Here is a 12,860-nt window from a genome sequence, read left to right as displayed (position 1 = left end):
AGCAAAGGTGATTGTTGTGAGCGAGACTACATTATTGCTAACTGTAAAAATGCAACCAAGTTTTAATTGGAAAGCTTTAACCAAATTGGTTTGCGGTAGAGCATTGACGATCGCTGTTGTTAGCTTTCCTAATATAGCTTTAGCTCTAAATGTGCAAGATGTGCCAAATCCCAAGCAAAGCCAAAATGGTTGGGTTACGGATATGGCAAATGTTCTTAGCTCAGAAACGGAGGCAGACATAAATCGTTTGCTCTCAAATTTAGAAGCAACAAATGGTAGTGAGATAGCTGTAGTAACCGTGCCAGAAACTACGCCATCGGCTACACCTAAAGAATTTGCTACAGCTTTATTTAACTACTGGGGAATTGGAAAGAAAGGTCGAGATAATGGTGTTCTATTGCTAATAGCTAAAGGCGATCGCCGAGTAGAGATTGAAACAGGCTATGGCGTAGAAGATGTATTATCGGATGCTCTAGTCGGTAATATTATCAATCAGCAAATAACACCTGCATTCAAACAGGGTAATTTTGACAAGGGTACTTTAAACGGAACTAAAGCATTGGTAACAGTTCTAGAGGCTGAAGCTAGGAATTTAAACCCAGATTCAGAAGGTAAAATTGCTAACTCAAACCCCCAAAATTTAGGTTCCATCGAACAAAATAGTCAAGATGGTGGGTGGGCGGTATTTTTGGGGCTGCTAGGATTAAGTGGAGGCATTTTAGCGATCGCTCTGGTTGGTCGCAAAGGTAAGCTTTTCCAAAAAGTTGTGGAACCTATTGTTAAGCTTTGTTCTACCTGTCAGCAGCCGATGACAAAAATTGACTCAAAGATCCTTCACCCGCATTTGAATCAACCGCAGCAAGTAGCACAAAAGCTAGGCAGTGTTGATTTTGAAGGATGGCACTGCATTAATTGTTACTTGAAGCAACATAGCTTGAAGGAAGTTCACCTAGAACGCCATCGGTTGCCCTCAAGCCGATTTAGATATTGTCCCGTTTGTCAAGAATTTACAGTAACGCACACATCAAAAGTCATTAAGCCAGCTACGGTTTTCAGTGAAGGTACAAGCCTTGAAGTTGGTAGCTGTAATTGCTGTTCTTACCAGAAAGAGACTGAGAAAACAATTAACAAATTGCCCCCACCACCCCCACCTCCTACTAAATCATCTTCTACTAACATTTGGATTAATAACGGTGGCAGCAGTGGGGGGTATAGCGGCGGCGGTGATTGGGGTGGTGGTAGCAGTGGCGGCGGCGGTGCGGGCGGCAGTTGGTAGAGGAAAAAATCGATGAGTAACCTAGAACCTAAAATTCCCGAAGAACTCACTCCAGAAGTTTTTGCTCTTGCTTCTCGCTTTTATGCTCAAAAAAGTCAAGAATTTTCATTGAAAGAATTAGAACAAGCAGGGTTAGAAGCCCAGATTCCGCCAGAGTTCATTCGACAAGCAGTACAAGAACTTCAAATTCAAGAGATTAAAACTCGCAAGCGATCGCAAAAACTTAAAATATTTTCGCTCGGCTTAGCATTAGTAATTTCTACCTGGAGCATTTGGACTTACAATACTCTCAACGATGCCGAGCAAAAAGTAGACTCTGCTTGGGCGCAAGTAGAAAATCAATTTCAACGCCGCTCGGACTTAATTCCTAATTTAGTTAGCATTACCCAAGCTCATGCTCAACACGAGCGTGATTTAGTTACGCAACTAACTCAATCTCAGCAAAATTATTTACAAGCCAGCACTCCAGCCCAAAAGATTGCCGCAAACATCCAGATGGATAAAGCTATTTCTCAGTTTCAGCAATATATAGTCCAAAATCCCCAGTTGAGTGCAGCACAAGCATTTACTAATTTGCAATATGAGTTGACGGGTACAGAAAACCGGATTGCTGTAGAAAGAATGCGTTACAACCAGGCAGTGCAAGCCTACAATCGCCAAGTTAAATTATTTCCTACTTCCCTAATTTCACCAGTATTTGGTTTTCGTCCCCGTACTTTTTTACAAGCTGCAACATCGGAGGTTCCAGTCGCATCACCAGTAACTAACTAGAGATATTTTGCACTTTCTGCTTTGTAGCGAAACTCTTGAAAAGTATAGAAACGATCGCATTTTTGCCGACGATCAAATTCCTACCCCAACTCGCTGCTGTTCCAAAACTTGACCGTACAATTGCTCTAAGCAAGTGATGTTGTAATTTAGGGTATAGCGCTCTAATACTCGCTGTCGAGCTTTTTTACCCAGCATCGGTGCTAACTCAGGATGATCTTGAAATAGTGGTAGCAATGTCCGCAACTGCGAGCCGACGCGGCGCGTATTTAATAGTACCCCTACGTCTTCCAATACTTCCCCATCAGCCCCTACATCGGTTGCCAAGCAAGCAAGTCCACAAGCCATTGCTTCCAATAAAGACAATGACAACCCTTCTACCAAAGACGGCAAAATAAATACATCTGCGCCTCTCAGAATTTCAATGCGTCGATGTTCATCGGCGACAAACCCCAGCCAGATGATGCCATGTTCCGAACCATAAAAAGGCTTTAAAGAAGGCGTTAGCGGACCATCCCCCACAATCAACAACTTGCTATCTACATTCATTTGAGCCTGCTTCCAGGCTCTCAAAAGCGCCTCTACATTCTTTTCTGCGGCTAATCGTCCTTGGTAAACAAATAAGTGTTGAGCGTTAAATTCGGCTTTGATCGCCGAAGTACCCGGAGAATATCTCTGCACGTCTACGCCATTCGGGATCACAGCTACATTATTTGCAGGTACGCCCAAACGCGCTAAAACTTCTCGCTGCACTTGAGAAAAAACAATTGTGCGATCGTAGTTGACTAAAAACGGCGCATAAAGTTGGTAGGCTAAAAGCTGGGTTCCCGATTTGAATTTTGCTCCTTTACCTGCAAACGGTGTATGAAAAGTAGCAACTAAAGGTAAGTTTAATTCAGCGCAGATTTCTGGTAAGAGAAAGTCTAGCGGCGACAAAGTTAGAGAAGCATGAACTAAATCGGGCTTTAGTTGGCGCAGAGATTCTGTTAAAACTTTAGTCGCTTTAAAAGAGGGGATTGTATAAACCTGAGATTTATAGAGGAAAGGCAGGGAAACTTCCGCACAGTCAGACTCGGTATCTCGACTCGCTTCTTCTTGGGCAAAATGAAGAAAGCTTACTTGGTGTCCTCGGTCTAACAGAGCATTCGTAATTTCTCTACCGTATGTGACGTTGCCACAAAAAGGTGTTTTTTTTCCAAGCCAAGCAATATGCATTCTTTAAGCACTTTGAGTTTAGAGACATTGACGATCGCACGTACATCGCCAAATTACAGTTAATTACAGGTATTCAATAGCAATTATCTGTTTAAACCCTGTAAATTTTCTGTTTCTGTACGGCAAATATACCAGGTTAAGAGGCTCCCTGCGATCGCAATTGCTGCCAAAATTGAAAAAACTGCCTGCAATCCAATCATAGTCTCGGCTAATCCAGCTAAAGCTAGAGGCAAACTTAGGGCAATATTTATAACGTTATTTTGCAACCCAAATACTTTACCCCGCATTTGGGGCGGAGTTTCTTGTTGAATTGTTGTTTGCATCGGAATCGCGACTAATGCCGAAAACATCCCCAATAAAGCCAGGGCAATTACTACAATCCACAATTCTTTGGTGAATATAGATAGAGCAATTAAACAAGCTGCCATGCCAATGGAACCATAAAAACTCAATCGAACATGAGAAAAACGCTGACCGTATTGTCCTAAAAGAGTCGATCCAGAAGCGAGTCCTATACCACCCGCCGCTAGCAAAAAACCAAATTGAGACGATTTTAAGCCAGGAATTACTTCTGCCATTCTCACAGCCAAAACTGCTAAAGCCGCAAAAATTGAAAATAGAATTACCAGTTGAATTAGAGCGTTGCGAATGCGCTTATTTTCTCCTAAATAGCGTAAACCATCGTGTAAATCTTGAAAAACATGATTTTGTTCGCGTTCGGGTTTTGGTTCTTGTTCGCCAGTTTTTAACAGTAATAATAGAACCCCAGCGATCGCATAACTGCCACCTACTACCAATTCCTTCCCAATTCCTACGCCTACACCTAGCTGATTTGTAGTGTTGTCAGCAAATGCCAGTAACGGTTCCCCCACCGCAAACCCTACAATTACTAAAGCCATCATTGTTGTTGTATACAACGAGTTAGCTGATAATAAGTGTCTTTCTTCCACCACTAAAGGAATTGCCGCTTGTTCGGCAGGGGCAAAAAACTGTGTCAAGGTAGAAATTAAAAACGATAACAAAAGTAAAATACCAAAACCTACAGGCAAACCCGCGATCGCTTGCCAATCTTGAGTTAACCACAGTAATACAGGAATCGATAATACTAAAATGCCGCGTAGAATATTAGTTGATACTAAAACAGTTTTTTTCGACCAGCGATCGACAAATACTCCAGCTAACGAACCAAACAGCACGGCGGGGATAGTGAAAGCCATCATAATCGCTGATACCCAGCCACTAATACTTTGATCGCTAGATTGAAAGCGAGTAGAAATAATCGCAATCATTAGCACCAAATAAATTTTATCGGCTAATTGCGAAAAAACCTGTCCGCTCCACATCGTTAAAAAATTACGATTTCTTAAAACTGGCAAAAATCCAGGTTCTTGTTCTCCAGTAGATTCTGGAGGCAGGTATGATGAGCTATCATCCATCGGTTGGTTAGCAATTGCTTCCGTATTCTTAGTTAACTCGTTTAACTGTTCTACGGTAGGCATATTAGCTTCTGAAACGCGATCGTTTTGTTGTTCAAAAGTGGAATTAGATAAAGGCATTTTTTGATATTTTTTATTAGATGGCTCTAAAGGCGACTTCTTTGATTTATTAGTAGATGAGGGATGATTAAAATGTGAGTCGGTAATAGTCTGATTAGACGGACTTGCTTTTGGGTTAGAGTTAGGGGGTTGCATCATACGTTTGGCGCGGAAGTTTGTAGAGCAAAATAACTGTCAATCAAAGCAGCAGAGCGAATTGGACGATCGAAGTGATGCTGAACGTATTGACGTAAAATCTTTTCAATAGATAGCCAGCTAGGGTTAGATTGCTCTACTTGACTTAGCTCAGCATCTGCTAGTTGCTGCATCAAGGCTAGTTCGTGACTGCTAAAACGAGCGTTTAGTTGCGGTAATGCTTGGCTTGTTCGGTAATGCGTATCAATTTCTTTAACCAAATTGGTTCTAACTTGCTCGGCGCTGCGGTAAACAATAGCTTTGTTTTCAGCTTGCAAACTTTCCCACGCATCTATACTAATTACGCCTCCGGCGGCGATACTAAAGCCTACTTGCTCCGTAGTGGGACTTCTTATTTCGGGAATAATAGGTTGGTGTGTCAATTGGCATTCTTGAACTTGTGGCGTGATTCCAGCTAGAGTTAGCAAGTGAAAAACGGCATGACATAGATAAGCTAAAATCAAAAACTCGCAGTTGCTAGGCAATTGTTCTAATCGCTTGAGATGCTCGTTAAGTAGGCAAAATAATTCTACTTGGGGTTGTTCGCTCAAAGCTTGGCACATAACTATTTCTGCCATATATTGACAAGCAGCTAACTTGCCCAAATTGCGACTCAAACCAGGGTAAGTACCAATAGTTTCAGCTTGAGTAATTTTATCAAGCGATCGCCCTTTGGCAATCAACAACTCGTTCACCACAAACAAACTGCTTCTACCACCTAAGCTAGAATTTTGCTTGCGCGCTCCTGGTGCTACGGCTCGAATCAAACCATATTCTTGCGTCAAAACTGTAACTAGGCGATCTGCTTCGCCTAAAGGCATACTTTTAAGATTAATTCCAGTGGCTTTGTAAGTTCGACTCATAGTTAGCTGTTAGCTTTTAGCTATTAGCAATGGGTGGAGGCTAGTTGTTTTTGTTAAGTAAACGATTTTAAACTTAGTCTTTCTCCACAGTATCGCGTTGACGGAGTAAATCCACACCGCGAGATGTACCTAAGCGAGTTGCTCCAGCTACCACCAAATCCAAGGCTTGCTCAATTTTGAGAATTCCCCCTGATGCTTTGATGCCTACACGCTCTTTTGCTAGTTCATAAAGCGACTTTACATCTACTACCGTTGCTCCCCCATTCCAGCCTGTACTTGTTTTCAGAAATGTTACGCCTGCATCCATACATAGTTCCGCAGCTAGGCGCTTTTCTGCATCCGTCAGCAGGGTAGTTTCTAATATTGCCTTAACTGTTACTCCTGTTTCTTCACAGATTTGAGCAATTTCTCGGTGGACTTCTTCAGTTTTGCCGATTTTTAACCAACCTAAGTTAATTACTACATCAAGTTCCGTTGCACCGTTTTCTACGGCTTCTCGCGCTTCGTAGAGCTTGGTAGCAGAAGTATTTGCACCACTAGGGAAGCCAATTACCGTACATATTTTAGGATTCTTCCTTTGCAATAATTCGGCAGCTAGACGCACGTAACAAGGGTATATGCAAACCGCCGCAAACTGATATCTGTCTGCTTCCTGGCACAGTTTTTCTATTTGCTCCGGTGTCGCTAAGGGATTGAGCAGCGTGTGATCGATTAAAGGAGCAATATCAATATCTGCATAATCTGCCGCCATTTGGTCGCCTCACACGTATATCTTATTAAGTTTTATCAGAAAACTTTACATAAATTATATTTTAACTTATCTGAGTAAAAATTTGGATACATTAAAGTTGATTTTCAGCATTAAGATCGAGATTTTTAACTTAACTGTCAAGACCAAAAGGAAAGAAAATTATATGAATAATTTAGGAATACTATATTGTGCTATCAAAAATTAAAATTACTGACTTACCATCAGTTAATTTATTAAAAAAAAACAGATTACCTAACTGTGCAGCTATATATTTTGTAGTTGACAGCAATGGGCAAATTATTTATATTGGCAGAACAGTAAACTTAGTAGCAAGATGGAAAGATCATCATCGATTTAATCAACTAAAAAGGTTTAATCGCAAAAATCCCCTTAGCATTAGCTGGCTAAATTGTAATGACGATCTCAATACGATCTCTAATTTGGAAAATGAGTTTATAAGCTTATATAAGCCGCCGCTAAATTGGTCAAAAATAGTTACACCTATAAGAAAAATTACTCCTGTTGAGACGGCATTACAACAAAGTCTCCATCAATTAGCAAAGTTGAATATTGTGGTTTTTGGATTTGACCCTATCGCTGGAGAAAACCGCCTACTATATATTTGAACTATCCAGTTTATGGTAAACGTGGGCTATCAGGTAGCATACGGGTTGCACTACGCAATATCAATAAAAAAGCTAGTTCGTTGAAGTGGAAAGAGTATCATACAGAACCTAAGTCTTTTGGCAAATTCGGATACTGGGAAACTGAGTACAACGGTATAAAAATAGATTTGAGTCCTGTTGAAGGCTTAGTTCATATAATGCAAGACGCAACTCGTAAAACTATTGCGGGAGTAGAGTTCATGGCTGTTAGTGTCTCGCAGCTAGAAACAATTATAGAAAGTGCGCCAGATATTAAAAAAGACACTCCAGGGCTAGAAGCCGTGGAAGAAGATCCGATTCCTATACAGCTTACAGCAGTTCTCATTCCGATAAAGTACAGCTTTAGGATTTAATTACTGTGAGGTCATGCTTAAGGTGTACTGCACTCAAGTGCGAACCGCTATATTAGTAAACTTCCAGCTAACAATGGGAACAATAAAAGTGTTGTTGAAGTTGAACCCTGGGAAGAATTAGAACCAATGCCTGAAGGTGAAGTTAGAGAGATGAATCGCCAGTTTTTAGATGTAGACGGTGTAGAAGTAGAGGTATGTACTAACGGAAATGAGAAGCATTTTGTTAGGCATAATGTTTACTGGTGGATATGGCAAGGGGGAAAAATCCCGATCTAGAGCGTAGTTGTGTAATAGAAAACTTACAAAGAACAATTGATAAATTGCCTTCCATTGGATGGACTGGCTATAGATTTAGACTTGAAACTATTGTATTTAATGAGGACGATGTTGAAGTTGAAAGTATACTGCTACTATTAGGAATGTTTGAAGACCTGATGAAAGATGCTAAGTCATTTTGCGGCGGTAAGGTCTTACAAGAAATTCAAAGCAGTGAATATAAGTCAAAACCGGAAGATTCAAGAGCTATAAAAATATGTGCATGGTTGCAACATAATTCATTATCATCACTACTTAAAACCAACAACGTCTAAAGCACTAGGCAGCTTTGTAACTTTTATACAAAATACAAGGCTGCATAATATTTTCTAAAATATATAGCTAGTAGTGCGATCGCAATAAAATTTACTTCCTAACTGGCTGAAATAGTTTGTATTGAACTCTTTTAGCTTGTGGGGTTGGTATAAAACAAATCAGAGGTCTTACAGCTTTCGCACTCTGCAAAGAATTGATTTCCACTTTTGCGAATTTTCTCTTTACTACTGCAACTTTGACAAGTAATGTTAATTGGCGTATTACCCTCACATTCCAAGCATTTAAAATAATAGCCATATTTGCCAGATGCTACAGACAAATTAGTTTTATTGCATTGACGACAGGGGTAGTTGCTTACAGTTTGAGCGATTACTTTATTGAGTTTAGAAACAACAGCCTTAGAGATAGATAAGCTTTCAGTTTTAACTTGAATGACTACTTTTTTCTCTAGGATAGTAGTTTGTGAAGTAGGATTAGATATAGCTTCTGCTTCAGTCTTGTAGCGTAAAGGTTTATGCTCCTTGAGTAAAAACTGGACAACTCTAGTTACTTCATCCTTGTTAAAAGAGTAGACTACACTGTTTAAACTTAAATTAAAGACACTATTGTCTTTTTGTCGTTTGCTATAAAGCGATCGTACTCAATCGCAAATTTGATCTGCCTTACACACTTCCTCTAGAGACATTTTTTTAGGGCGATCAATAATTCCAGAGTCAGATATTGCTACTAGGGTATCAATTGGCATCGATCTAAAGTGACTTTGCATACCCAAAATTTTGCCTAACAAAACCTCAGCGTATCGTTCCAAATGATTTTTGAGAAAAGTCTTTTGTCTGTCGGCTTGAAGAATAGGAGATGACATCCCTTGCTCAATGTTATTAAACCATCGAGGCCACTCTTGCTGCTCGTTGATCTTGACGCGGCTAGTGACGCTTTTACTTTCAATAACGATCATGCCGTATTGATGAACAACTAAATGATCGATTTGGGCAGCATCATTTTCATATTCCAAGCGTAAATCGTTAAACACATAAATATTTTTATTATCTGCAAAAGCTCGGCGCAGGTAAAAACTCATCTGTTCTTCTGCTTCTTTACCAGCTTTCGCAAACTTGCCTTGGGGAATAAACAAATCGAGTTCCTTAACGATCATAACTAGGAAGTAAAAATCACTAGCCTAGTATTCCCCAATTAATACGTCAAAGCTACATTAACCCCAAAAAAACTGAGACGTTTTAAAATACAAGCCCCATTAAAATCACTTACTAACTAGCTCAAAAGGGGTGGATTTTCCCCCCAAAGCTTCAACGATGGTGCGGGTATTTGCCACGATCATTTTGATATAAGAATCGCCATCGCTACCCGGTGCGCCGATAGAATCAGAATATAGACTTCTTGGTGCTAATTTCGCTCCAGATTCTTGTGCCACAGTTTGAATTAATGCGGGATTAATGGTAGTTTCGGCGAAAATCGCTGGAACTCCGGTATTTCTAATAGAATCAGCTAATTTTCTCACCGTTTGAGCGCTGGGTTGCTCCTCGGTACTAATGCCGATTAAAGTGCCAAAAACTTCTAAGCCGTAAGCTTTAGAATAGTATTGAAAAGCATCATGAGTCGTTACAAGTCGGCGCTTATTTTCGGGAATAGTTTGAACTTGCGATCGCGTCCAAGTATGCAACTGCTCTAATTGCTCTGTAAATTCCGCCGCATTTTGGATAAATTCTGCTTTGTCTTCCGGCGACAATTCTATCAACGTATCCCTGATACTATTTACCATTGCGATCGCATTTTTGACATCTCCCCAGACGTGAGGATCGGGTACAGTTTGCCCAGCTTTATCTAACTGCAAGGGTTTTATGACTTCTCCTACAGGCAGTTTACGCGCCTTTACACCCGCCGCGTTCATCATTTTAATCAACCCCGGCTCTAAGTTGTAACCGTTGTAGATAATTAAATCTGCTTTCTCAAACGCAATACTATCTTTGGGTACGGGTTCGTAAACGTGGGGATCGGCTCCTGGTTGCAAAATTCCCGTCAGTTCAATTTCGTCACCGCCGACTTTTTGCGTCCAATCATTTATTACCGTGCTAGTTGTAACTACATTTGGTTTGTTGTCATCACTGCTAGAATCAATACCTCCTTGCTGAGTCCCGCAAGCACTCAAATACATTCCCAGTAGTACCCCGACAACTTTTGCTAAGTTAAATTTTATGTCCTGGGACTGAGAACTCGCTTTCATAGACTTGATACATTAGTTTTCATATTCTTTTCATTTTTTAGCTTATACTGTTTTCATATTTCTTTCATTATTTTTAAATTTATAAACAAAATGGCAACTTCTACCAAGCATAAATCCAGACAAATACCCCCTGTTATGAATAGCGAATCAATTACGGTTAGTCACTTGAGCGTCCAATACCGCAGTGTTCAGGCGTTGCAAGATGTCAATTTAGCGATCCAACCAGGAAGATTAACAGGCATTATTGGACCCAATGGCGCGGGTAAAAGCACGTTATTGAAAGCAATGTTGGGTTTAACGGCAGTAAATAGTGGTCTTGTGCGCTACAAAGGTAGTCCGTTAATAAATCAGTTACAGCAAGTAGCTTATGTTCCCCAGCGATCGCAAATTGATTGGAGTTACCCCGCAACGGTGTCTGATGTGGTCATGATGGGGCGCGTAAGAAAGGCTGGTTGGTTTCGACGTTTTACAAGTGTTAGCCGTCAAGTAGCCACCGCCGCCCTCGATCGCGTAGGTATGAGCGAATATCGCGATCGATCTATTGGGCAATTGTCTGGAGGACAGCAACAGCGCGTATTTATTGCTCGTGCGCTGGCAGAAGAAGCAGAAATATTTTGCTTTGACGAACCTCTAGCTGGAATTGATAAAAGAACTGAAGCAGTAATTTTTGATGTCTTCCACGAATTAGCGGATACAGGCAAAATCGTTTTGGTCGTCAACCACGACTTGGGCGAAGCAATTACCCATTTTGACGACTTAATTTTGTTAAATACTGAGTTAGTTGCTAGTGGTAATCGAGCGGCGGTATTGCAACCGGAAAATATGAGTCGTGCCTACCGGGGACAAGTCATGTTTTTTACCGGGGAAGCGGCTTAATGATAGAGGCATTGATTGAACCGTTGCAATATAGTTTTATGCAGCGATCGCTTTTTATTGCGGTTTTGGTAGGAATTATCTGCGCTGTAGTGGGTAGTTACTTGATGGTGCAGCGATTGGCGTTACTTGGAGACGCGATTAGTCACTCTGTATTACCAGGGCTTGCGATCGCGTTTATTATTGGCGCAGATATCTTTATAGGGGCATTTATTGCTGGGGTTTTGAGTACAGTAGTAATTACTTTAATTAGAACGCGATCGCCAATTAAGGAAGATGCAGCCATGGGCATTGTGTTTTCAGCATTTTTTGCCCTAGGCATTACTTTAATTACAATTATTCAAAAAGATAACAAAATTGATCTCAATCATTTCTTATTTGGGAATATTTTAGGAGTCACGGGACAAGAAGTCAGAAATACAGCAATTATTTCGGCAGTAGTAATTGCTGTAGTCGTGCTGCTATACAAAGAATTATTGTTCTACACTTTTGACCCTTTGGGCGCTCAGGCGGCGGGTTTGCCAGTAAATTTGCTCAACTTTGGGTTGATGGTGTTAATCGCTCTAACCATTGTCGCTAGTTTAAAAGCTGTAGGCGTAATTTTAGTTTTAGCTTTACTGATTACCCCTGGGGCAACGGCTTATTTGCTAGTAAAACAACTCAATCAAATGATGATTTTAGGGGCAGCAATTGGGGTTGTAGCTAGTATTAGCGGTATGTATATTAGCTATTTTTTAAATTTACCTTCGGGTCCAGCGATTGTTTTAGTAGCATCGGGCTTTTTTACTTTGGCACTGTTATTTAGTCCCAGCCAAGGTATCCTTACCTATCCGCAAGCTAGTTCGGCAATGCCTTTGTGGAGAGAAGTAAAAAGTATTTTGGGCTTGAAATAGATTGTTAACGCGATCGCACTTGCTGGATAATTTCTTCTACCTGTTGCATTTCCTCCTGTTTATTTTGCGATGCGTACAGTTTTTTTGCTTTTTGCAAAGAAGCGATCGCTTCTGGCAATTTACCTTGACTCCAAAATGCTACCCCCAAGTTTTGATGAGAGATTGGTTCGCTAGGATTAATTTGAACTGCAATGTTAAATACTGTAACTGCTTCAATAAAATTGCCTTGACTACCTAAAGCAATGCCTAAATTATTGTAGGTTTCTAGGTTTTGAGGATTGATAGCTAAGGCTTGTTTAAAAGCAGTGACAGCTTCAGCAAATTGATTTTGGCTGCTCAAAGCCAACCCCAAGTTATTGTGAGCATTCTCAAAAGTAGGATAAATTTTGATAGCTTGATTAAAAGCAGCGATCGCTTGCTCAATTTTACCCTGCTCCGCCAAAGTTACACCGCGATCGTTGTATGCTTGGGCTTCTTGAATTTTTTTAGCTCCAAGCGGAGAAGTTTGCTTAGTTACTACAGGTATTGGCTCAGAAGCAAATATTGGTTGAGCTAGGATAGTCATGCTAACTATGCTCAACACTAATGCCAGGTTCGTAGGTAAAGTATTTTTTTTCATAAGAATTTAGATAATAAATCAAAA

At 40.5% G+C, this 12,860-nt stretch carries 16 protein-coding genes; 8 read left to right on the top strand and 8 right to left on the bottom strand.

Annotation, left to right across the window (positions count from 1 at the left end):
• The first annotated feature begins 16 nt into the window (after window positions 1-16).
• Both AC2VE5_RS06105 and AC2VE5_RS06100 read left to right on the top strand, forming a co-directional pair.
• Window positions 17-1,276: a TPM domain-containing protein gene (locus AC2VE5_RS06105; protein ID WP_486886888.1), complete on the top strand. Its 1,260-nt coding sequence runs from the start codon at window positions 17-19 to the stop codon at window positions 1,274-1,276.
• 12 nt (window positions 1,277-1,288) lie between these two features.
• A complete protein-coding gene (locus AC2VE5_RS06100; protein ID WP_486886887.1) occupies window positions 1,289-2,047 on the top strand; it encodes a LemA family protein in 759 nt (252 codons plus the stop codon).
• A gap of 72 nt (window positions 2,048-2,119) precedes the next feature.
• On the opposite strand, the gene AC2VE5_RS06095 is transcribed toward AC2VE5_RS06100, so the two are convergent.
• The 4 genes from AC2VE5_RS06095 to deoC form a co-directional block, all read right to left on the bottom strand.
• Window positions 2,120-3,259: a glycosyltransferase family 4 protein gene (locus AC2VE5_RS06095; RefSeq protein WP_486886886.1), complete on the bottom strand. Its 1,140-nt coding sequence runs from the start codon at window positions 3,257-3,259 to the stop codon at window positions 2,120-2,122.
• Window positions 3,260-3,342: 83 nt separating this feature from the next.
• Window positions 3,343-4,953 (bottom strand): MFS transporter, encoded by a 1,611-nt coding sequence (locus AC2VE5_RS06090; protein ID WP_486886885.1) that lies wholly within the window; start codon window positions 4,951-4,953, stop codon window positions 3,343-3,345.
• Window positions 4,950-5,852, bottom strand: a complete 903-nt coding sequence (gene recO / locus AC2VE5_RS06085) for a DNA repair protein RecO (RefSeq protein ID WP_486886884.1) — start codon at window positions 5,850-5,852, stop codon at window positions 4,950-4,952. Before recO ends, AC2VE5_RS06090 begins: the two co-directional genes overlap by 4 nt.
• 73 nt (window positions 5,853-5,925) lie before the next feature.
• A complete protein-coding gene (gene deoC / locus AC2VE5_RS06080; RefSeq protein WP_486886883.1) occupies window positions 5,926-6,603 on the bottom strand; it encodes a deoxyribose-phosphate aldolase in 678 nt (225 codons plus the stop codon).
• A 188-nt stretch (window positions 6,604-6,791) separates the two neighbouring features.
• On the opposite strand from deoC, the gene AC2VE5_RS06075 reads away from it, so the two are divergent.
• From AC2VE5_RS06075 to AC2VE5_RS06060, 4 genes are all read left to right on the top strand, one after another.
• Window positions 6,792-7,229, top strand: coding sequence for a GIY-YIG nuclease family protein (locus tag AC2VE5_RS06075; RefSeq protein WP_486886882.1), 438 nt, complete (start codon window positions 6,792-6,794; stop codon window positions 7,227-7,229).
• The gene (locus AC2VE5_RS06070; RefSeq protein ID WP_486886881.1) at window positions 7,226-7,621 is read left to right on the top strand and encodes a hypothetical protein; all 396 of its coding nucleotides are present in this window, start codon (window positions 7,226-7,228) and stop codon (window positions 7,619-7,621) included. The genes AC2VE5_RS06075 and AC2VE5_RS06070 overlap by 4 nt, the downstream gene beginning before the upstream one ends.
• Before the next feature lie 126 nt (window positions 7,622-7,747).
• Window positions 7,748-7,897 carry a hypothetical protein gene (locus tag AC2VE5_RS06065; RefSeq protein WP_486886880.1) on the top strand — a complete coding sequence of 50 codons (150 nt, stop codon included), beginning with the start codon at window positions 7,748-7,750 and terminating at the stop codon, window positions 7,895-7,897.
• Window positions 7,870-8,211 carry a hypothetical protein gene (locus AC2VE5_RS06060; protein ID WP_486886879.1) on the top strand — a complete coding sequence of 114 codons (342 nt, stop codon included), beginning with the start codon at window positions 7,870-7,872 and terminating at the stop codon, window positions 8,209-8,211. The genes AC2VE5_RS06065 and AC2VE5_RS06060 overlap by 28 nt, the downstream gene beginning before the upstream one ends.
• 91 nt (window positions 8,212-8,302) lie before the next feature.
• Here AC2VE5_RS06060 and AC2VE5_RS06055 read toward each other — a convergent pair whose 3' ends face one another.
• The 3 genes from AC2VE5_RS06055 to AC2VE5_RS06045 form a co-directional block, all read right to left on the bottom strand.
• Window positions 8,303-8,509: a hypothetical protein gene (locus AC2VE5_RS06055; protein ID WP_486886878.1), complete on the bottom strand. Its 207-nt coding sequence runs from the start codon at window positions 8,507-8,509 to the stop codon at window positions 8,303-8,305.
• 343 nt (window positions 8,510-8,852) lie between these two features.
• Window positions 8,853-9,365 carry a nuclease-related domain-containing protein gene (locus tag AC2VE5_RS06050; protein ID WP_486886877.1) on the bottom strand — a complete coding sequence of 171 codons (513 nt, stop codon included), beginning with the start codon at window positions 9,363-9,365 and terminating at the stop codon, window positions 8,853-8,855.
• Window positions 9,366-9,470: 105 nt separating this feature from the next.
• Window positions 9,471-10,451, bottom strand: coding sequence for a metal ABC transporter substrate-binding protein (locus AC2VE5_RS06045; protein ID WP_486886876.1), 981 nt, complete (start codon window positions 10,449-10,451; stop codon window positions 9,471-9,473).
• 135 nt (window positions 10,452-10,586) lie between these two features.
• On the opposite strand from AC2VE5_RS06045, the gene AC2VE5_RS06040 reads away from it, so the two are divergent.
• Window positions 10,587-11,327, top strand: a complete 741-nt coding sequence (locus AC2VE5_RS06040; protein ID WP_486886875.1) for a metal ABC transporter ATP-binding protein — start codon at window positions 10,587-10,589, stop codon at window positions 11,325-11,327.
• The gene (locus AC2VE5_RS06035; protein WP_486886874.1) at window positions 11,327-12,217 is read left to right on the top strand and encodes a metal ABC transporter permease; all 891 of its coding nucleotides are present in this window, start codon (window positions 11,327-11,329) and stop codon (window positions 12,215-12,217) included. Before AC2VE5_RS06040 ends, AC2VE5_RS06035 begins: the two co-directional genes overlap by 1 nt.
• 4 nt (window positions 12,218-12,221) lie before the next feature.
• Here the strand turns inward: AC2VE5_RS06035 and AC2VE5_RS06030 are convergent, their stop codons facing one another.
• Window positions 12,222-12,836 carry a tetratricopeptide repeat protein gene (locus AC2VE5_RS06030; protein WP_486886873.1) on the bottom strand — a complete coding sequence of 205 codons (615 nt, stop codon included), beginning with the start codon at window positions 12,834-12,836 and terminating at the stop codon, window positions 12,222-12,224.
• Window positions 12,837-12,860 lie beyond the last annotated feature (24 nt).

The organism is Aliterella sp. E5.1 (genome assembly GCF_057473825.1).
This window is presented reverse-complemented; position numbering and strand designations above follow the sequence as displayed.